Consider the following 22822-nt stretch of genomic DNA (forward strand, 5'->3'; position numbering starts at 1 on the left):
AGTAAGAATATCAATTTAAAACTTTATAAACAATTCATTTTTCAGAAAATTGTAAAAATAATCCGAGGTAACTGGTAGAATGAATTTAACAAATTGTAGATTGTCGAAGGGGGATTATTTATGCTAATAGGTGCAATAGTAGCTAAAGATGATACATGGTTATTATGGGCAATCATTATTGTTTGGGCAACGGTGAGTTTATTTTTAGAACAACGTTATCGATGGGCGAGTACCATTTCGGGTGCGATTATTGCACTTGTTGGGGCAATGTTACTATCAAATTTCAAAGTGATTCCAATGAGCGCGCCAGTATATGATACTGTGTGGGATTATATTGTGCCCTTATCTATTCCATTACTTCTTTTTAGTTCTAATATATTGAAGATTTGGAAAGAAAGTAGAAGATTATTAGTGATATTTTTTGTAGCCTCTATAGGTACCATGATTGGTACAACGGTAGGATTTATGATCTTAAATCAATGGATTCCATATTTAAATAAAATAGGAGCCATGATGACTGGAAGTTACATTGGAGGAGGCGTTAACTTTGCGGCATTGAGTTCCAAACTTGAGACACCAAGTGAAATGATTTCATCTACTGTAGTAGCAGATAATAGCGTTATGGCACTTTATTTTATGCTGCTAATCGCACTACCTTCATTGCCTTTAATTAAAAAACAATTTAAAAGTGACTATGAATCAAAAAGTACTCCAGAATCTCAACAAGCGTATTGGGAGCCAAAAAAAATACAATTATTAGATATTGCTTTTTCGATTGCAAGTGCTGTGACGCTTGTAGCAGTTAGTTTCAAAGGTGCTGATCTCATTCAACAATGGATGCCGCAACACAATGTAGTTCTTACATTGATTGTTTCTTTTTTGGGAGATCCTTATTTATTGTTAACCACTTTAACTTTAATTGTAGTTGCAGTTTGGGGAGACTTCTTTGAAAGTTTAGCAGGTGCTTCAGAAATTGGTACATTTCTAATTTATATTTTCTTTGTGGTTATTGGGACACCTGCCTCATTTGCTACGATAATAACAACGGCGCCTTTATTGTTTATCTTTGTTATAATTATCCTTGTCTTTAATCTAGGGCTAAGCTTAATCTTTGGTAAAATTTTTGGCTTTAAAATAGAAGAAATTTTACTTGCAAGTAACGCAACTGCTGGTGGGCCAACAACTGCTGCCGCATTAGCAATTGGCAAAGGTTGGACGAAGGTGGTTGGCCCTATACTTATCATTGGCACATTAGGTTATGTTATTGGAAATTATGCAGGAACGTTAATGTATCAACTTTTAACTTATTTAGGGTGAATATAAAAAATATGGAGGTGCATTTACGATGAGTGAAAAAGAAAAAATGTTAGCAGGTGATTGGTATGATGCTAATTTTGACGAATCATTAGATGCTGAGAGAATGAAGGCTAAGGATTTGTGCTTTGAATTAAATCATATCAAACCTAGTGATAAAGAATCGCGTCATACAATACTTACAAAATTATTAAATTATGAACCGAAAGCATTGGAGTTGTTAAGTCCATTCCAAACAGATTATGGATATAATATCTTTTTAGGTGAAAGAATTTTTATTAATCATGACTGCTATTTTATGGATGGTGGCAAGATATTTATTGGTGATGATGTGTTCATCGGGCCAAGTTGTGGCTTATATACAGCAGTGCATCCCTTAGAATATAAAGAACGTAATATTGGGTTAGAACAAGCACTACCAATTCGAATTGAGTCTAATGTCTGGTTAGGTGCCAATGTCGTTGTCTTACCTGGAGTAACAATTGGTGAAGGTTCAGTAATAGGCGCTGGTAGTACTGTGGCTAAAGATATACCGCCGAATGTGCTAGCGTTAGGTACACCAGCCAAACCGGTCAGCGATATCAAAAATCAATAAATTTAAGCTAATCGTATGTTGACATGCTGCTTAGCTATAAGTAATTTACAAGGTGTTTCTTGTTTTATATAGAAGAATATAATAATGCTCCGCAAGACGAGTGTGCAAATGCTAAAGTTGTTTTTTAGATTTGTATACTCGTTTTTTTAGTACAGTAAAAGTTAAACATATAAAATATACAAAACAAATATTCAGGCTTTTTGAAAGAAAATTAATATAAAATTGTGTAATATATTAAAAATAATTAAAACCATTTATCAAAATGTTCCGCGGAGCTTAAATAAAAATTAATAAAATTGTTCGGAATATAAAACGAATTTGTGTTAATATAAAATATGAGTGAAATAGTAGGAGTAATAATTAATAAAATGTTTGTCTATACTGCTTAGCAAATGGTTGAAAAATTATTTCCGTACTTAATTTAACTACTTCTAGAATAGGAATGAGGAATTCGAAAAAATGGATATTTTGATTGGAACATTGTTTTTAATTGTAGTGTTAGCACTTTTTACACTATTTACATATCGAGCACCTATGGGTATGAGAGCTATGGGTGCCTTAGCAAATGCAGCGATTGCGACTTTTTTGGTTGAGGCATTTCACAAATATGTCGGTGGAGATTTATTAGGCATTTCATTTTTGGGAGATCTTGGTGATGCAGCCGGAGGTCTCGGTGGCGTTGCAGCTGCTGGTTTAGTTGCACTTGCAATTGGTGTATCTCCGGTCTATGCATTAGCGATTGCTGCTTCATGTGGTGGACTAGATTTAATACCTGGTTTTGTTGCTGGTTATGTTATTGGTTATTTAATGAAATATGCAGAACGTAAAGTACCAGATGGTGTTGATTTAATAGTTGGTATTTTAATTATTGCACCCTTAGCGAGGTTAGTAGCCGTAGGTGTTACACCATTAGTCAATAATTCATTATTAAAAATCGGTGATATTATCCAAAGTTCTACTGAGGTCAGTCCAATTATTATGGGTATTATCTTAGGTGGTGTCATTACAGTAGTAGGTACTGCACCGTTAAGTTCAATGGCTTTAACAGCGCTACTCGGTTTAACTGGTATGCCAATGGCCATTGCAGCGATGGTGTCCTTTGCATCATCATTTATCAATGGCACAATGTTCAATAAATTAAAATTGGGAGATCGTAAATCTAGAATTGCAGTTTGTATTGAACCTTTGTCTCAGGCTGATGTTGTATCAGCGAACCCGGTACCAATATACACAGCTAATTTTATTGGAGGTGCATTGGCAGGTGCTGTGATTGCATCATCAGGTATGATAAATGATGCTACAGGTACTGCGACACCATTGGCAGGGTTCTTGGTTATGTTCGGTTTTAATGATCCTATAAAAATATTTATCTATGGTGCGATTATTGGATTAATAGGTTTAATTGTTGGTTATGTTTGTTCAGTGTTATTTAAAAACTATCCAATTGTCTCAAAAGAGGATATAGAAACAAGATAGTAAAACACTTCGATGCTAAAAAAGTTAAGGCATCGGAGTGTTTTTGACTAATCGCTTAATTGACTATCTGGTATATCTGTAATAAACATATGACCTGGTGCATGTGTAATCATTAAATCGGGTTTAGCATCTAGTGCAACTGACTGAGGCGTTACACCACATCCCCAAAATACAGGAACTTCATTTTCATTAATAGTAACGGGTTCACCGAAATCTGGTAGAGCAAGGTCTGTGATACCTATCTCTGTAGGATTACCAATGTGAATAGGTGTCCCGTGGACATTTTTAAAACGCGTCGTAATTTCTGTAGCTTTAATTGCTTGTGTCATGGTCATGGGTCTCATACTCACTGTAATGTTACCTTTAAATTGCCCACTTGGATTAGCAGGTATATTAGTTACATACATAGGGACATTGTGATTTTCTTCTAAATGTCGAATCGGTATGCCTGCTTCCAATAAAGCATGTTCGAATGTAAAACTACAGCCTATTAAAAAGCTAACCATATCATCAGTATATAAATCGTCCACATTGGCGCGTGTTTCAATGAGTTCACCATATTGATAAATACGGTAAGCAGCTACTTCAGTGCTAATGTCTGCAGTTACACCGTATTTTGTAAATGATTTATTTCCTTTTTCAGATACGTCCAAGAGTGGACATGTTTTGGGATTTCTAAAACAGAATAGTAAAAAATCATAAGCATATTTAGATGGAAGTATGACTACGTTAGCTTGTACATAGCCTTTTGCCATCCCGCTTGTGTGACCAGTTAGTTTCCCTTGTTTAATCATTTCTCTTAAAGTGCTAGGTTGCGCATCTTGTATGTTCAATCAAACCACCCCTTAACTATGTATTATTACTATTTTAACAAAAAATGTAATCAAATAGGGATTAAATACTTTTAAAGTAATTTACTTGAACGCGTGTCACTGAATGGCATACAGACTAGTGCATAAGTTATTGAAAAGCAGGGTATGAAAACAACATAGATGATGTTAGGAGGAGACATATGAAAAGGACTGCTGAAAAAATACTCATATGGATTGGTATTATTCTACAATTTATTTTAATTTTTTTAATGGCCATCGTTGCACCATTTTTTAATGATGTCAGTGTGAAAAATGAGTTAATAGAAGTAATAAACCAGAGTAATATTTATAATCAAAATGCATCACAGATGGATCCAGCTAATATAGTAGACTTAGTGAGTAATCTATTTATTTTAGCTTTAATTGTTGTTATTGTTTGTACAGTGATTGCCATTATATTTGCAATATTAACAAATAAACTTCCAAAATTTGTTGGTATTATATTTATTTTACTGGGACTTGTGACAGTTCTTACACTCAATTGGATAACAGCTATACTTTGGTTAGTAGCAGGTATATTGTTATTAGTAAGAAAAAAACAAAAATCTTATGATCGCTATCAACCAGCTAAAGGAAATAGAAAAAAAGAACAAGCAAAGCATCATCATAACAATCAAAAACGTAATACTGAAACTACATATCATGAAGAGGATGATCATAAATCAGAAGAACAAGATAAAGCACCAACACAATTAAGTAGGAAAGCACGTTATAAAAAATAGGGAATAAAATAGCCTGAGACATACATAGATGTCTCAGGCTATTTCCAATTAGAGCGTAGATGACTGAATGAAAGTAGAAAATGCGCATTAACGCATATTAACATTTCAGCTTAGTCCATTTTACCGTGTTTATAACTTTCGTATACTTTGTCATATTTTATATGGCCAATACCACCAACGATAAACTTACCATATTTTGACAAATTGAATATATAAGCTAAACAAATGGACACGGTTAACGTGATAATGAAATTGAAAGCAATATTTCTAAGTGAACTAGCTGCTCTTAACAAACCTAATTCGTGGACGAAGAAGTAATGTATTAAGTAGATACAGAAAGAATAGTTACTTATAAATAAAATGAATTTTGGTACGTATTTAACATATGAAGCGAATAAGAAAAAGACTAGAATAACCATCTTTACATAAAAAGGTATATCAAAGCGTTTTGATTCTACCCACGTGCTAATGCCAAACAAATAGTTATCGACTAATATAGATGTTGCTATTATTGCGCCAATAATAATTGGCCAAGTATATTTTTTAATCTTCTTCATGAAAGTTTCATAGTAGATACCAGTGTAAAAGCCAAGTAAGAAGTAACTAATCCATCCTAAAAAGAGCATCCAGCCTTCTCTTTCCCAGAATAGACCAAGGATTGGATGTTCTGACTGTGGTGCATATTGTCTAAATGCCCAATAAATTGTAGCAAAGATAACGGCACCAATAATCACTGGGACAGGTTTCCATTTAATGAGATATTTTGCAAAAAGTATATGTAATATATAGAATTGGAAAATAATAACAATGAAATATGTCACTGCACCACCATGGAACATTGTGTCTCCCAGATGTGTCATGAATTGATCGAATGTTTTGGATTCAAAATAGAATAGTGCAATACCAATGTTAATGATTATATAGGGGATACCTAAATAAATTAATTTATTCTTAGAAAATCCTGGTTTTGTTTTGACGTGATAATTTTTAGCTAATAAGAATTCTGAAATGAATACAAATAATGGGGTACTGAACATAAGCATTAATTGAAATACTCTGATTGCAGTTCCATGACCTAGAAAATCCATTTTGCTAAATGTAGTTGTAATAGAATGAATGAGAACAATACTTAAACAAGCTATCGTGCGCATCCAAAATATAACTGACGTATATGTTTTCATATATAGCTTACCTCTCGATTGTTCATTTAATTTAAAATACAAAATATAAACATTACACAATTAAAAATATCGAATATAATATAAAGTGTGGCAAAATGAACGGAAATAGATTCGAAGCGACCCAATTTTAGGAAAGTTTATGTAAGCGATTGCATTTATTGTGTGATACATATACAATGACATTAAGAATGGAAGATTCCATTTAGTTTTCTATTTACAAACTCACATGGGGGTAGAAAAATGGTAGTCAATTATCACAATGAACCAAGCATAGATTTTACAGATAGTAAGAATGTTGAATCATTTAAAGAAGCATTAAAGAAAGTTAAAGGTGAATTAAATCAAAAAATTCCTTTAGTTATTAATGGAGAAGAGAAATTCACAAAAGATACGTATCAGTCTATCAATCCTGCAAATACAACTGAAGTGATTGCAGAAGTTTCAAAAGCAACTCAAAAAGATGTGGATGACGCATTTGAAGCAGCTAATGAAGCTTATAAATCTTGGAAACGATGGTCACACAAAGACCGTGCTGAATTTTTAATTAGAGTTGCAGCTATTATTAGACGTCGTAAAGAAGAAATCTCAGCAGTAATGGTTTATGAAGCAGGTAAACCATGGGATGAAGCGGTCGGCGATGCTGCAGAAGGTATTGACTTCATTGAATATTATGCAAGATCAATGATGGAACTTGCTGATGGTAAACCAGTATTAGATAGAGAAGGAGAACATAATAAATATTTCTACAAACCTATCGGTACAGGCGTAACCATCCCACCATGGAATTTCCCGTTTGCAATTATGGCAGGAACAACATTAGCACCTGTAGTTGCAGGAAATACAGTACTTTTAAAACCAGCGGAAGATACACCATTAACGGCATATAAATTAATGGAAATTTTAGAAGAAGCTGGATTACCAAAAGGTGTTGTGAATTTTGTACCAGGTGATCCTAAAGAAATTGGCGATTATCTTGTTGATAGTGTACACACGCATTTCGTTACATTTACAGGTTCTCGTGCAACAGGTACTAGAATTTTTGAGAGAGCAGCCAAAGTACAAGACGGACAGCAATTCTTAAAACGCGTGATTGCTGAAATGGGCGGTAAAGATGCTATTGTAGTGGATAAAGACATTGATACAGATTTAGCTGCAGAATCAATCGTATCGTCTGCTTTTGGTTTCTCTGGTCAAAAATGTTCAGCTTGTTCACGTGCCATTGTACACAAAGATGTATATGATGAAGTTTTAGAAAAAGCTGTTGCATTAACTAAAAACTTAACTGTAGGCAATACGGAAAATAACACGTATATGGGACCAGTTATTAATCAAAAACAATTTGATAAAATTAAAAATTATATTGAAATTGGTAGTAAAGAAGGCAAGTTAAAACAAGGTGGCGGTACAGATGATGCTACTGGATACTTTGTAGAGCCTACTATTATAGCAAACCTTAAATCGAGCGACCAAATTATGCAAGAAGAAATCTTTGGACCGGTTGTAGGTTTTGTTAAAGGTAAAGACTTTGAAGAATTATTAGAAATTGCGAATGATACAGATTATGGTTTAACAGGTGCTGTGATCACAAATAATCGCGAAAACTGGATAGAAGCCGTTGAATCATACGATGTTGGTAACTTATATCTGAACCGTGGTTGTACATCTGCAGTTGTTGGATATCACCCATTCGGTGGTTTCAAAATGTCAGGTACAGATGCTAAAACAGGAAGTCCAGACTACTTATTAAACTTCTTAGAACAAAAAGTAGTTTCAGAAATGTTTTAAATCGCATAAAGTGGTTTATAAAAAGCATAGCAATATAACACGATCTTTAAATTGAAAAAGGCGATGCCAGTCAAATGGCGTCGCCTTTTTGTAGTGTAATAAGTTTTAATGTCATTGAAAAAGGGCATTATAATTAAGATTATGGAAATGACATACCATATAAAATACTTCAACAATGATTAAACATCTTCAACCTTGATATTGATTAATTTTTGGAAGAGTACGTCGATTTCATGTGCGCTAAGTTGAATATCATTATCTCGTATCCATCCCATAAAACCATATAAACTCGTTCCATAAACATAAAATATCAATTCTGTTGGAACGCTTGCGTCTACTGAAATGCGATGTTCATTTTCTTTAATATCATTTTGCAATATTTTGATGAAATAATTACTGATCGTACGCTCGAATTCTTTATCATCGCATTGTTTATCACCAACACGTTTCAACTCGTTAATATCATTTAAAGTTCTTTCCATAACACTAAAGGGATTATTGATACGATCTTTAATATCCATAGAGAAATAATTTTTTGTGATTTCTGTAATTAAATAAATAAGCAAATCGTATTTATCATAGAAGTGTTTATAGAATGTCGTTCGATGTGTGAGTGCTTCATTACAAATTTGGTTTACCGTGATGTTTGAAAATGCATGTTTCTCAAGCAAGACATATAGGCTTGTGGATAAAGCGCGTTTGGTTTTAATGACTCGTAAATCTTTTTCATTCATTCTACATTTCTCCTAATCTGTAGTTTAAATAGGCATATTACAGTTTTTAATTCTTTTATTAATTGTACACAGCGTTTATTGTGTTAATATAAATAATCTACACTATACAATTAAACTATAACGTTGATTATCTGAGGAGGCAATAGATTGGCAAAGTTTTTATACAAGTTAGGATCATTTGTGGCCAAACATAAATGGTGGAGTGTCGTTGCGTGGGTTATTATACTTGCTGCAATTATTATCCCGCTTACAGTAAGTGCACCTAAATTTGATAACGATATCACAATGAATGGTTTGCAATCACTTGATACTAATGAAAAAATTGAAGATGAATTTAATCAAGACAGTGAGAAGGCTCAAATAAGGGTTGTATTTAAAAGCGATTCCGATAATGGCATCGTTAAACAAGATATGACAAAAGATATCAAGGATACATTGAAAGACATCAAAGATGATGACAAAGATATTAAAAACATTACCGATCCATACGAAAACAGACAAATAAGTAAAGATAAAACGACAGCTTTTGCAGATATTAATTATGATATCTCTGCGACGTCTATGACACAAGATGGCAAGGATAATGTGCAAGATAAAGTCGATAAATTAGAAGATGACCATAATGTCCAAGTTGAATTGATGGGTACAGGTATGGAAAACACAGAAATTGGCGGTTCTTCTGAATTAATCGGAATTATTGTAGCGTTTGTTGTGCTTCTCATTACATTTGGTTCATTTATTGCGGCTGGTATGCCAATTATTAGTGCATTACTTGGCTTAGGTACAGGTGTAGGTATTATTTCGTTACTTACATATGCTTTCGATATCCCTAATGTAACACTAACATTAGCGGTAATGATTGGCTTAGCCGTAGGTATAGATTACGCTTTATTTATATTATTTAGATACCGTCAGATTGTTAAGACGGAATCGAATCATATTAAAGCAGTTGGTTTAGCAGTAGGTACTGCAGGAAGTGCCGTTATCTTTGCTGGGGTAACTGTAATTATAGCTGTTTGTGGTTTATCGTTAGTTGGCATTGATTTCCTAGCTATCATGGGTTATGCCTCCGCAATCAGTGTGCTTGTAGCGGTTATTAGTGCGTTGACATTGTTACCAGCTTTAATCAGTATTTTCCATAAACAAATCAAACCGAAAAAAACAAAATCAGAATTTGACAATGATGTAGACACAAAATGGTCTAAATTTGTCGTTGGTAAACCATTAGCTGCTGTACTTATAGGACTTATTATATTAGTCGTAGCTGCAATACCAATTAGTAATATGAGATTGGGTATTCCAGATGATGGTATGAAACCAGCAGATAGTACGCAGAAGAAAGCGTATGATATTGTATCCGATAAATTTGGCGAAGGCTATAACGGTCAAATTGCCATGCTTGTGAATGTTAAAGATAAGAATGATAACCCACAAGCATTACAAAAAGATTTACAAGATATGACGAAAGATATCGATAAAAAAGATAATGTTGATATGGTGACACCACCACAATTGAGTAAAAACAAAGATTATGCCTTAATTGCGGTAATTCCAGAAAAAGGACCTAACGCAGAATCTACAAATGATTTAGTTCATGATTTAAGAGATTATAATGATGATGCTAAAGATAAATATGGCTTCAAGACAGAAGTGTCAGGACAAAGTGTCATCAATATAGACATGTCTCAAAAATTAAATGAAGCGATTCCGTTATTTGCAGGTGTTATCGTAGCATTAGCGTTTATCTTGTTAATGATTGTATTCCGTTCAATTATTATTCCACTTAAAGCGGTATTAGGCTTTGTACTTTCATTAGTCGCAACACTAGGCTTTACAACTTTAATTATGCAAGAAGGATTTATGTCTGGCTTATTCGGTGTGGATACGACTGGACCATTACTTGCATTCTTACCTGTTATAACTATAGGTCTGTTATTTGGTTTAGCAATGGACTATGAAGTGTTCTTAATGTCACGTATCCATGAAGAATACAGTAAGACACGCAATAATGAACACTCAATTAAAGTTGGTATTAAAGAAAGTGGCCCAGTTGTTGTCGCTGCCGCATTAATTATGTTCAGTGTGTTTATCGCCTTTGTATTCCAAGATGACGTGATGATTAAATCCATGGGTATTGCACTTGGATTTGGTGTATTATTTGATGCATTTGTCGTACGTTTATTATTAATACCAGCATTAACACAATTGTTTGGTAAAGCATCTTGGTACATTCCTGGTTGGTTAAATAGAATCTTACCGCATGTTGATATTGAAGGACATGCATTACAAGATAAAATGCCTTCAAAACCAGAAGCGAAACAAAATCAAAATGCATCGAAAGAACAGTATGATCGTTCATTTAGTATTGCAACTTCAAATGATAACCGTGACAACAAAAATGTGATTACTACTGACGCACAAACTAAAGCTTTATATGATCAAATTGCTCAACAGTCTACGAATCAACATTTCTTATATGAAGCATTAAAAGCTTATCAAGGTAAGGCAGATAATGATGCTGATAAACGTCATGAAGCAACTTCTAAATTAAATGAAGATTCAGAGCTACAAGATAAAGCATTGATGTCACTCTTATCAAAACAAAGTGATAATATCAGTGAATTAAATGCATTGATAGAAAAACTTGTTAAAAAATAATAGATTCTATTGTTGAATTAAGCGTAGGTACATAGCCATTAGGCTGTGATACCTACGTTTTTTTATATACCAAATTGTTTCGTGATAGCGTAAGCGTCGCTGTCAAAAATTTGCTAATCTTGCTAAAATGAAAGTATTAATTAGTCCTTGTACACGAAGTATAATTTAATAAGAGGTGCAACATGAGAGAACTATATAATGTGGAATTTAATAAAAATTTTAATAACCTTACAGATTTAGAAGAAGGGTTACGCATTGTGCTCGTACTAAACGGTATGATGAAAGTGATTAATGGAGACTCTGTGACAAACTATCAAAAAGGCGAAGTATTTCTGATTAATCATAGAGCGTCATGTCGATTTTCAACTCATAAAAATACATTATATCTTTCAATTCATTTAACGGAATCATACTTAAAACAGTATATGAATGATTATAAAGATAAAGCATTTATTTTAAATAAAAATACTTTGCAAGAAGTCATTTACCAACAAATTGTGAATGCAGTTGCTAAAATAGGCATTGTCTATATTAGAAAAGGTGAATTCTACCGTTTATATATCGAACAACAACTCATAGATTTAGTATTTATCATGATGCGGTATTTACCAACTACCAATATACAAGCACAAATGCCATTGGTAGCTGATGACAGGTTAGCATATATTTGCGAATATATTGATAAACATTATACTGAATCGATTAAACTCACTGAGATGGCAGACATGGTTGGACTTAGCGATGCTTATTTATCTAAATTGTTTAAGCAAAAAAAGGGCGTTGGATTTAATCAATATGTGAATCATGTGCGCCTTGAACAGTGTAAAAATGATTTAATTTACACGAATGAACCCATTACACAAATCGCCTATAAAAATGGCTTTAGTAACTCTAACGCATTATTAAAGTACTTTAAAGCTGAAACAACATACACGCCATCGAACTACCGACTTAAATTTCAAATGAAAGAACAACATATAAAAGTAGATGATTGTCCTACCACAACAACGTATCAATCTTATTTATATTATTTATCTTTATTGATTGATCAAAATATTGGAGATATTGTTCAATCACCCGATGCACAAAAAGTAATTGATATCACATTACAAAATGACGGGAAATCCATTTCCCACTATCAACACGTTATTCAAGTTGGTTATCTCGAAACAATCCTGACACATCGCGTTAGAAGACAGTTAATTGAAGTGAAGACCATGTTAGGATTAGACCATATACTTATCAAAGATCCCATTCAACAGGGACGTATTAATCATTCGGAAATTGAGAGTGATGAAATGATTCCCAATATACATCCTTATATGCAAGTGGATGAATCAATTAATTTTTTAATAAAACATCAAATTGGTTTAGGCATCGAACTTACGCCACCTAGAAGTACGATTAATTTCACCCAATATTATCAAGAATTGACTTACCTTTTAGAACATATTTTTAATGGCTTACCAAATAATAATTTATTGAAATTTGTAGTTTATATTGATTGTAAGCAAGATTCAATATTTAATCAGCTGGTTGCTCTTTTTAAATATTATTTTACAAATGTGGAAATTGTGCTCAATGTGGACATAGGGAAATTAGAAGCGCCTCATAAAGCGAAACGAATTTTAGAACGATCAGACAGAATTGTTGATCGCATTGCTTTTTCAGCCAATCAGAATGATATGATTGATTTTCAATCTATAGAAAGTCAGCAATATGAATTAGCGAAACGACATATTTACGAACAATTTAATAAGGTTGTTGAAACATTAGAGCTTCAGCAAAGTTCTATCTCGTTTATATTATTAAATTGGAATACGTTGACTGGAGATACACATTTAACGAATGGAGAGTATTTTAGAGCGGGTATCATATTTGAACAGTTAATTGAAATGAATGACAGAATTCAAATGATCGGTTATTGGCTGAATTATGAGCTGCATGAACAATTTAAATTAAAAGATTCAAGTGCACAACTCACTGGTATTGAGTTATATCATCAATTTGATGGAAAAAGGCCGGCCTTTTTTACAAGTGCCTTTTATAGAAAACTGTTCGATCAAGTGTTATATCAAAGTGAAAATTGTATGGTTGTTGGATCGACTGACCATTTTCAAATTGTCATGTGGGATGCTGAACATTATAATCCATATTATATATTGAATCATCATGCACAATATTTAAATCATAAGGAATATCAGATTAATATCATCAATGCACATCCTGGAACATACAAAATTAAGCATATGACCTTAGATAAAAATAACGGGGCATTATATACAGTTTGGCAACATTATAATACGCGATATGGTATGGATGAAGAAACCATTGCTTATGTTAATCGCATCTCATATCCGAAAATGGACATTAGTGAAGTGAAAGTCAATGATACAATCACATATCACTTGAAATTGTTAACGAATGCTATCCAAATTATAGAGTTTAAAAAATATCTATGTTGAATTGGCTATTACAACGAAGGGGAGGCACCTTTTGTTGTAATAGCCTCTTTCTATTTATCAAAATTTGAAAGGTATGTTGTTAAAAAGACAAAAATGATACATCTATTTTTGTTGTTAGTCGAAGAAATAATACATATGCAATAAATAGGTAGTTAAAATAGCAAATAATATATATTGCTATTAATTGATAATCACTACACTTGAGATAGAGAGGATAGCGAATTAATAGAGTTGAAAATGTTGCTATGAAGGGCATTTACAATGAAAGCTTATCTTCCCTAATGGTCATTAGTTAAATTGGATAGAGGAGGAAGTATAATGACACAACAGGGAAATACACAAAATTATAAAGGGGATAATAAACTCATATTAGGTATTGTGTTAGGCGTTGTTACGTTTTGGTTATTTGCACAATCTTTACTTAATGTGGTCCCAACGTTACAGCAATCTTTTGATAGTAATATTGGAACAATTAGCATTGCAGTTAGTATTACAGCTTTATTTTCAGGTATGTTTGTTGTAGGTGCGGGGAGTCTTGCTGATAAAGTGGGACGCGTAAGAATTACTTATATTGGTTTATGGCTCAGTATTATTGGATCATTATTAATCATTATCAGTAATTTACCACTATTATTAATTGTTGGAAGGGTTATTCAAGGATTGTCTGCGGCTGCTATTATGCCATCAACATTAGCAATTATGAAAACTTATTTTGAAGGAAAAGAGAGACAACGTGCGTTAAGTTACTGGTCTATAGGATCTTGGGGAGGTTCAGGACTAGCATCATTATTTGGAGGTATGGTTGCTACTTTTGTGGGATGGCGCTGGATATATATTTTATCTATTATCATTGCATTATTAGCAATGTATTTAATCAAAGGAACACCCGAAACAAAATCAGAAAGCACACTGAAGCAACGTTTTGATTATAGTGGACTGATATTATTTGTGATTATGATGTTGAGTATTAACGTTGTTATAACGCAAAGTGGAACATTCGGTATCACGTCGCCATTGATTTTAGGTCTTATTATTATATTTATAGTAGCAACAATCATATTCTTAAAAGTTGAAAACAGGGTGGGTAATCCATTAATTGATTTTAAATTATTTAATAATAAAGCATATACAGGTGCCACATTATCTAATTTCTTATTGAATGGTGTTGCAGGTGCACTTTTAGTTGCTAATACATTTGTACAACAAGGACTAGGATTTAATGCATTTCAAACAGGACTGTTATCCATTACTTACTTAATAACTGTGTTATTAATGATCCGTGTAGGTGAGAAAGTATTGCAAAAGGTGGGCGCTAAAAAGCCGATGCTATTAGGGACACTTTTTAATATGGTAGGTATTATGCTCATATCGCTGACATTCTTACCTAGTGTTATTTATGTAGTAGTTTGTATTATTGGTTATTTATTATATGGTTTAGGCTTAGGATTCTATGCGACACCGTCTACAGATATGGCAATTTCTAATTCTCCAGAAGATAAAGTGGGCGTTGCCTCAGGTATATATAAAATGGCATCATCACTTGGTGGTGCATTTGGTATTGCATTATCAGGCGCACTTTTTGGTGTTATAGCAAGTGCAACAAATGTTCAAATTGGTGCATTCGCAGGTCTTTGGTTAAATGTCATTATGGCACTATTATCTTTAATCATTATCATGTTTATGGTGCCAGCTACTAAAACAAAAGCTAAGTGTTAAAATAAAACAATTATAAATGTTTTAACACATACAGAGAAACTAGAAAGTGTATCATGTTATTAAACAAAGGATTATTAGGAGGAATAATAATGGTTAAACAATTAATAGATATATTAAAAAACAAAGAGTCACGTATGATTGAAATACGTAGATATTTACATGAGCATCCAGAACTATCATTTCACGAAGAAGAAACACCTAAATATATTGAAGCATTTTATAAAGATAAAGACTGTGAAGTTGAGACAAATGTTGGACCAAATGGTTTGAAAGTAACGATTGATAGTGGAAAACCGGGTAAAACAATTGCAATTCGTGCAGATTTTGATGCTTTACCAATCCAAGAAGATACAGGTTTATCTTTTTCATCTAAAAATGATGGTGTCATGCATGCATGTGGTCATGATGCGCATACAGCATATATGCTCATACTTGCAGAAACGTTAATTGAATTAAAATCACAATTCAAAGGGAAAGTAGTCATCATTCACCAACCAGCCGAAGAAGTACCACCTGGTGGTGCACAAGCAATGATTCAAGATGGTGTATTAAATGGCGTTGATCATGTATTAGGCGTACATGTTATGAGTCAAATGCCAGCAGGTAATATTTATTATCGTGAAGGGTATGTTCAAACTGGTAGGGATTTCTTTAAATTGAAAGTGAATGGCCAAGGTGGACATGGTTCCTCACCACATACAGCCAATGATAGTATTGTTGCTGGCGCATATTTCGTCAATGCAGTTCAAACAATTGTTTCAAGAAGATTAAATCCATTTGAAACAGGTGTTGTTACTATCGGCTCATTTGATGGTAAAGGACAATTTAATGTTATTAAAGACAGTATCGAAATAGAAGGAGACGTTCGCGCACTGACAGATGACACAAAACATACGATTAAGAAAGAAATACAACGTTTAACAGAAGGTTTAGAAGCTACGTTTGGTGTAACATGTGAATTAGATTATCATGACGATTATCCAGCGTTGTACAATGATCCAGAGTTTACGCAATTTGTGGTCGACTCAATTCAAAGTGCTGATACGGATGCCATTCAAAAAGTAGAAAGATGTGAAGCTCAGCCACCATCAGAAGATTTTGCGTATTATGCAAAAGCGTTGCCTAGTACGTTTATATATGCGGGTGCTGCTCCAGAAGATGGTAACATCTATCCACATCACCATCCTAAATTCAATATCAGTGAAAAAGCCTTACGTGTCTCAGCAGAGGCTGTAGGTGTTACAGTCATGAATTATTTAAAATAAAATATAAGCCCAATGATTGAAAACATTTGTACCTTATGAGGAATAGAGATATTTTCTAGTATTCATTTTGATAAAGTTCATTTATTTTTATTGTAAACATAGAAACAGAATGAGATAGCTATATAAAGTAGCTTATCATCATTCTGTTTCTATTTGTATTGTATAAAATTAATCAAAAAACATATATGTTACCGTAAGTTTATGAAAATACGATATAGTGTATATAAAGAGTGATAATAAAATGATAAAGGATGATTAAAATGAACGGTGACAAAAAAATAAGTGAACTGCTTGATAATTATAAAAAACCACTAAAAAAGCTTTTTAAATATGATAAATCAAAGGCACGTGCTTTTGATAAAGACAGCAGAAGTAAGGTTGAAGGTCAAAAAGGGATTTTTGTTATTTTTAATAATAAGCAACCTATCTTTGTGGGCCAAGTAGGCGGTTATATGACGGGTTATAAAATAACACAAAAAGATTTAAACGATAAATTAGGCCAATTTAATGTGAAATCAGACTCTGGTACTGCAAGATTCAGAAGAGTATTTGCCGAACAAAATAGCTTAGATGAAGCTGAAACAAAAGAAATTAAAGCTGAAAATTATGGATTAAAATTTCAATTTATTAAAGTTAAAGGCAATCCATCAATGATTAATATATTGGAAATATTAGCTTTAGAGTATGCTAAAGAAAACGATATTAACCTTTATAATTTCTTATAAAAACAGTTCGTTTTAAGTTGGTTATAGAAAGAGGTGATTGTTATGAGTATAAGAGAACTCAGTCTATCTTTTCATCACCAAGAAATAAAAATTAAATTACCGAAGAATTATTTTAAGACAAACGGTAAGTCTTATCCTTTAGTTATAGTTCAAGATGGAGACTACTTATTTAAAGATGTAAAAAAAGACGTTATATTTGTTGGTATCGTGCCTAATAATCGAAAAAAAGATTATACACCCTGGAAAAGTGTTGTTGGTGATATTGAATATGGTGGTCAAGCGGATGCGTATATCACTTGGGTGGCTGATGCGGTAATACCGTATTTAAGAAAATGTTTCCGTATTTCTCAGGATAGAAAAGACATCGGTATTGCAGGTGCCTCATTTGGTGGGCTCGTATCGCTATATGCGTTGTTTAAACACGCAGATACGTTTGGGCATTATATATTAATTTCACCTTCAGTTTGGTACCCTGACTTTGTTAAGTTTATGAAATCCCAACCGATTATTAATTCAACACATCATATTTACTGGTATGTCGGCCAACTTGAAGGGAAACAAAGTAATCACTTAAACCAATATATGGTGCCACAAACAGAGGCAGCAGTAGATATTTTGAATGAACTGCTAGTATCAGAGACATCCGTATTTTATTTTGATACAAATAGAAAAGGGCTGCACCGCCAATATTATTTTAAGAAATATTTTAATAGAGCAATCAATAAATTATTTTAAGTAGCGACAGATAAAAGAAATACGATTATTGTCAGAAAATTCGCAAAAAATAAGTGAATTCATCCTTTTTATGTTAAAAAATGCTAAAATTCAAAGTGTAAATCATTTTTAAATATACCGATACCGCTCTTAGCCATAATGTGTAAAATAACGTTTTGGGCAGTGAGTTGGATATATGATTTTAAAAATATTAAGCTGAATTTTCGTATTAGTTTAAACATAGGGGATGTTTTTTTATGACAGAAGGTACTACTAAAATTTCAGACAATAAGTTATTGGTAGGAATTGTCTTATCTATTTTAACTTATTGACTATTTGCACAATCTTTTTTAAATATTGGACCTAAGATACAGGCAACTTTTGGAGCAAGTCCAGATATTGTTAACATTTCAGTAAGTTTGACATCATTTGTTACTGGCGTCTTTATGGTTGTAGCAGGTAACATTTCAGATAGAATTGGGAAGGTTAAGATGACGCGTATTGCTCTAATTTTGAGTATTATTGGATCATTGATGCTTATTATTTCTGGTAATGTCACTTTGTTGCTCTTGGGAAGAATTGTACAAGGTTTTTCAGCAGCGATTATTATGCCAGCAACCATTTCTATCGTTAATGATTTCTTTGAAGGGGATGATAGACAAAAAGCATTAAGTTTTTGGTCTATAGGTGCATTTGGAGGGACCGGCCTATCATCATTCTTTGCAGGTGCAATGGCTACGTTTATATCGTGGCAATCCATCTTTGTACTCTCTATACTTTTGTCCTTGGTTGCATTGCTGTTGGTAAAAAACCTGCCAGAAAGCAAACAAGTCAAAGCACAATCTAACCATTTTGATTATATTGGTCTAACTATCTTTGTAATTATGATTGCTAGTATCAGTTTGTAATTACACAAGGATATAAATTAGGATGGTTAAGTTCAGCAACGCTAATATTGAGTGCCGTATTTATTATCTGTATTTTTATTTTTTATAAAGTAGAAAAAGCAAAGCAATCACCGTTTATTGATTTGGAGTTATTTAAAAACAAACCTTTTATTGGTGCAGTCATTGCTAACTTTTTGTTGAATACTGGTGTAGGCGTTATTGCTTTATTTAATATATATGCACAAGGTGGCTTGAAATTCAGTGCTTTTCAAGCTGGTTTGTTAACGCTACCCTATTTAATTACATTGTTACTTGTAGTTCGATTAGGAGAAAAAAGTATCAAGCGCTTTGGTGCAAAACGCGCAATGGTTGTTGGACCTATTTTTACAGCGACAGGTATATTGTTATTTAGTTTAACTTTCTTTAATACTTCAATTTATGTAGTAGTCGCATTAATTGCTGCGGTTTTCTTTGGTGGAGGTACTGGCTTGTTTGCTAGACCGGCTTTAAGCACCGCAGTTTCAACAACTCCTGCAGAAAAAGTTGGGGTAGCATCTGGTATTTTTAAAATGAGCTCAACGCTTGGTGGAGCCTTTGGTATAGCGATTATGACGTCCATATTTACTGGAGTTTCACAAAGCGGACAAACAGTTGATACAGCTGCTAGTATTGGGTTTGTAGTTGGAACATGTTTGGTTATAGGCGGCGTATGTGCAAGTGCACTGGTTATTCCAACGCGAAAAGTGAGACAAGGCGAAAAGGGGCAAGTGACAGAAGGATAATAAAAATAAAAAAACTGGTCGCTGCATAATTAGATGGTTTGGCCAGGTTTATCTTGGAATTGTGTTTTAACTTAGGAAATCCTTTAACAAGATTCATTATTGCTTTCGTTTAAAAGCAAGATGTAAATCATGTACGAAGGCAATTAATGGTCTTATAGTCATTTGAATACTACCAATAACAAATAATATCGTACCATTTGTTACAGTTGAACTATTAAAAAATAGAATACTACCAATTAGAAAAACTAAGCCGAGTACGACATCATTGAATTGGTAAAGTGCTTTGTAAATGGCTGTTATGCGGTCAGATGCTTGGATTTGATGGAAACTTAAATTTAAGTGTTTAGATGATTGTTTGAATTTAGACATGTACAGTCCTCCTTTAGTAAGTAATGAAAATATTTTAATATATCATCTTACGAGTTTACACGAAATGATGAAAGCATTAAGATTATAACCAATAAATGAGTAAGGAAAAGAGGGGATACCATGCATTATAAAAGTAATTATCAATCGCCAATTGGTCAAATCGCACTCACTTCAGATGGGGAAAATATAACGGGTTTATGGTTACCTAATCATAAAGACTTTGAAACACAGTATAAAGATGAATTAATGACAGCTGATTTGCCAATTTTTGATAAAGCAAAACGTTGGTTGGATGCGTATTTCTCAGGAAATAATCCTAAAATAGATTTTCCTTTAAAAGCAACTGGAACATCATTTAGGGAACAAGTATGGCAAATACTTTTGGAAATACCACAGGGTGAAACATGGACCTATGGAGAAATTGCTCAAAAAATTGCTGAGAAAAGAGGTGAAGCTAAGATGTCATCTCAAGCTGTTGGTGGTGCAGTTGGTAGTAATCCGATTTCTATTATCATTCCTTGTCACAGAGTTGTAGGAAAAGATGGAAGCTTGACTGGTTATGGTGGTGGCATAGATACCAAAATAGAATTGTTAAAATTAGAGGGTCTAGACATGAATGTATTTTATAGACCCAAGCACAGTACGAAACCTTGATGCAGTCTAAGGAACACCCACATGTATTGAGCTTTGCACTTTCTATTTACTGATTGTAAAGTTTTTCTAAATAGAGTTGATTAATTAGCTCAGTATGATATCGTGATAACCGTCTTTATTTAATTATTTAGGGATGGTGAGTGTTCTGTTAAAGGAAAAAAAGGGATTTTCAAGTGTATTTTTATATTCTACAGCAGTAATTGGCTTGCTAGTGATTGTGGGTGCAATTTTTCCACAACAATTCGGAACAGTTAGTGGCAATATATCAACATGGGTCTCTGAGACGTTTGGTTGGTACTATATGCTACTTTATACTGCTATATTAGGATTTTGTATTTTCTTATTATTCAGTCCAATAGGAAAGTTAAAGTTAGGAAAACCAAAAGATAAACCAGAATTTAAAACAGTTTCTTGGCTTGCTATGCTATTTAGTGCTGGTATGGGTATCGGTTTAGTATTTTACGGTGCTTCTGAGCCAATATCCCACTATATGGCACCGCCAACAGCAGATCCAGAAACAAAAGCGGCTATGGCTGAAGCTTTTAAGTCGTCATTTATTGACTATGGATTTCATCCATGGGCAGTATACGGTATTGTTGCCTTAGGTCTTGCTTATTCTCAGTTTCGTAAAGGTGAAAATGGTCTCTATTTCAAGAACATTGAGACCTATATTAGATGATAAAGTAGATGGGCCAATTGGTAACATCGTTGATATACTCGCTGTATTTGCAACAGTGATTGGTGTTGCTGTTTCTTTAGGTGTCGGTGCGATTCAAATTAATGGTGGCTTGCATTATTTATTTGGTGTACCAAGTAATTCAGTTGTACAAGGTATTATTATTGCAATCGTTACCGTATTGTTTTTATACAGCGCATGGAGTGGATTAAGTAAAGGCATACAGTACTTAAGTAATTTGAATATGGTTCTAGCAGCGATATTGTTAATTGTCATATTTGTCGTTGGTCCAACATTACTTATCCTCAACATGATGACGAGTGGTACAGGTGATTATTTAAACTCACTTGTATTTAATAGTTTAGACGTAGCGCCGCTGAACGAACAGAAAAGTGAGTGGCTTCAATCTTGGACTATTTATTATTGGGGTTGGTGGATGAGCTGGAGTCCGTTTGTTGGTACGTTCATTGCTAGAATCTCCAAAGGGAGAAGTATTAGAGAATTCATCATTGCAGTCTTGGGTGTTCCAGTTGTTATAAGTATTATTTGGTTTAGTGCTTTTGGTGCTACAGGTATTACAGTGGGCCAATCGCATTCAAGCATTTTAAAAATGCCACCAGAAACGCAACTGTTTGGCATCTTTAATGAATTGCCATTTGGATTTATATTATCAATTGTAGCATTAGCGTTGATAGCTTCTTTCTTTATTACCTCTGCCGACTCTGCGACATATGTACTGGGAATGCAAACTGCATATGGAACATTAAATCCTTCAGGTTTTATAAAAATTGTTTGGGGTTTGGCTTTAGCAGCTATTGCCTATGTATTATTGTTAGCAGGTGGAGATACTGGACTAAGCGCTTTACAATCAGCTGCCATTATTTCAGCACTTCCATTTAGTGTTGTTGTTTTTCTAATGATGGTTTCTTTGTATAAGGATGCTAATAGTGAGAGAAAAGCCTTGGGATTAACATTAAAAATAAATGAAAAACGAAGTGAAACATATACAAAATTGATTGAAGAAGAAAATAGAAAAAGATACGAATAACATTTGTTGTTATTACGGTTAAACCTATATCCGCCTCAAAGAATTTAAACAATTTTTGAGGTGGATTTTTTTATTGAATATAAAAAGCGCTTTTCATTACATCAGTGAAACTGGAGTATGAAAGCGCTCATTATTAATTAATAATTTTGAACTTGAATTTATAACGAACAACGGACATTTGATT

The 22822-nt window shown here is 33.4% G+C and carries 16 protein-coding genes and 2 pseudogenes; 14 read left to right on the forward strand and 4 right to left on the reverse strand.

The genetic code is table 11. The features are described from left to right. Positions 1–120 precede the first annotated feature (120 nt). From ACM6UH_RS02510 to ACM6UH_RS02520, 3 genes are all read left to right on the forward strand, one after another. On the forward strand, positions 121–1317 hold the full coding sequence (locus ACM6UH_RS02510; protein ID WP_002482260.1) for a DUF819 domain-containing protein: 1197 nt from the start codon (positions 121–123) through the stop codon (positions 1315–1317). Positions 1318–1345: 28 nt separating this feature from the next. Beyond that, positions 1346–1909: a sugar O-acetyltransferase gene (locus tag ACM6UH_RS02515; protein ID WP_002482261.1), complete on the forward strand. Its 564-nt coding sequence runs from the start codon at positions 1346–1348 to the stop codon at positions 1907–1909. 459 nt (positions 1910–2368) lie between these two features. Beyond that, positions 2369–3385: a PTS sugar transporter subunit IIC gene (locus ACM6UH_RS02520; protein WP_011302288.1), complete on the forward strand. Its 1017-nt coding sequence runs from the start codon at positions 2369–2371 to the stop codon at positions 3383–3385. 47 nt (positions 3386–3432) lie between these two features. Here the strand turns inward: ACM6UH_RS02520 and ACM6UH_RS02525 are convergent, their stop codons facing one another. Continuing rightward, positions 3433–4218, reverse strand: a complete 786-nt coding sequence (locus ACM6UH_RS02525; protein WP_047504649.1) for a putative hydro-lyase — start codon at positions 4216–4218, stop codon at positions 3433–3435. Between the two features lie 179 nt (positions 4219–4397). Here ACM6UH_RS02525 and ACM6UH_RS02530 point away from each other — a divergent pair, with 179 nt between their 5' ends. Next, on the forward strand, positions 4398–4979 hold the full coding sequence (locus ACM6UH_RS02530) for a DUF4064 domain-containing protein (protein WP_061050476.1): 582 nt from the start codon (positions 4398–4400) through the stop codon (positions 4977–4979). Positions 4980–5089: 110 nt separating this feature from the next. Here the strand turns inward: ACM6UH_RS02530 and ACM6UH_RS02535 are convergent, their stop codons facing one another. Beyond that, on the reverse strand, positions 5090–6160 hold the full coding sequence (locus tag ACM6UH_RS02535) for an acyltransferase family protein (protein ID WP_061050477.1): 1071 nt from the start codon (positions 6158–6160) through the stop codon (positions 5090–5092). A gap of 240 nt (positions 6161–6400) precedes the next feature. Here ACM6UH_RS02535 and pruA point away from each other — a divergent pair, with 240 nt between their 5' ends. Next, positions 6401–7945: an L-glutamate gamma-semialdehyde dehydrogenase gene (pruA, locus tag ACM6UH_RS02540; protein ID WP_011302292.1), complete on the forward strand. Its 1545-nt coding sequence runs from the start codon at positions 6401–6403 to the stop codon at positions 7943–7945. Positions 7946–8124: 179 nt separating this feature from the next. Here pruA and ACM6UH_RS02545 read toward each other — a convergent pair whose 3' ends face one another. After that, positions 8125–8679, reverse strand: a complete 555-nt coding sequence (locus tag ACM6UH_RS02545) for a TetR/AcrR family transcriptional regulator (protein WP_061050478.1) — start codon at positions 8677–8679, stop codon at positions 8125–8127. 147 nt (positions 8680–8826) lie between these two features. On the opposite strand from ACM6UH_RS02545, the gene ACM6UH_RS02550 reads away from it, so the two are divergent. From ACM6UH_RS02550 to ACM6UH_RS02580, 7 genes and pseudogenes are all read left to right on the forward strand, one after another. Further along, positions 8827–11337, forward strand: coding sequence for an MMPL family transporter (locus ACM6UH_RS02550; RefSeq protein ID WP_011302294.1), 2511 nt, complete (start codon positions 8827–8829; stop codon positions 11335–11337). Between the two features lie 182 nt (positions 11338–11519). Next, positions 11520–13802 (forward strand): transcriptional regulator AryK, encoded by a 2283-nt coding sequence (gene aryK, locus ACM6UH_RS02555; protein WP_048787395.1) that lies wholly within the window; start codon positions 11520–11522, stop codon positions 13800–13802. Positions 13803–14120: 318 nt separating this feature from the next. Next, positions 14121–15518, forward strand: a complete 1398-nt coding sequence (locus ACM6UH_RS02560; protein WP_047504637.1) for an MFS transporter — start codon at positions 14121–14123, stop codon at positions 15516–15518. A gap of 89 nt (positions 15519–15607) precedes the next feature. After that, positions 15608–16783, forward strand: coding sequence for a M20 family metallopeptidase (locus ACM6UH_RS02565; RefSeq protein WP_047504634.1), 1176 nt, complete (start codon positions 15608–15610; stop codon positions 16781–16783). 260 nt (positions 16784–17043) lie between these two features. Continuing rightward, positions 17044–17508 (forward strand): hypothetical protein, encoded by a 465-nt coding sequence (locus tag ACM6UH_RS02570; RefSeq protein WP_011302298.1) that lies wholly within the window; start codon positions 17044–17046, stop codon positions 17506–17508. Between the two features lie 42 nt (positions 17509–17550). Beyond that, positions 17551–18243, forward strand: a complete 693-nt coding sequence (locus tag ACM6UH_RS02575; RefSeq protein WP_011302299.1) for an alpha/beta hydrolase — start codon at positions 17551–17553, stop codon at positions 18241–18243. Between the two features lie 236 nt (positions 18244–18479). Continuing rightward, positions 18480–19891 (forward strand): annotated as a pseudogene (locus tag ACM6UH_RS02580) (MFS transporter). A gap of 96 nt (positions 19892–19987) precedes the next feature. On the opposite strand, the gene ACM6UH_RS02585 reads toward ACM6UH_RS02580, so the two are convergent. Then, positions 19988–20260 carry a YrhK family protein gene (locus ACM6UH_RS02585; RefSeq protein ID WP_002482277.1) on the reverse strand — a complete coding sequence of 91 codons (273 nt, stop codon included), beginning with the start codon at positions 20258–20260 and terminating at the stop codon, positions 19988–19990. A gap of 120 nt (positions 20261–20380) precedes the next feature. On the opposite strand from ACM6UH_RS02585, the gene ACM6UH_RS02590 reads away from it, so the two are divergent. Next, on the forward strand, positions 20381–20914 hold the full coding sequence (locus tag ACM6UH_RS02590; protein WP_011302302.1) for a methylated-DNA--[protein]-cysteine S-methyltransferase: 534 nt from the start codon (positions 20381–20383) through the stop codon (positions 20912–20914). Positions 20915–21047: 133 nt separating this feature from the next. Continuing rightward, positions 21048–22638 (forward strand): annotated as a pseudogene (locus ACM6UH_RS02595) (BCCT family transporter). Positions 22639–22822 lie beyond the last annotated feature (184 nt).

It is taken from the genome of Staphylococcus sp. LKG4-2, from assembly GCF_050955665.1.
GTDB lineage: Bacteria > Bacillota > Bacilli > Staphylococcales > Staphylococcaceae > Staphylococcus > Staphylococcus saprophyticus.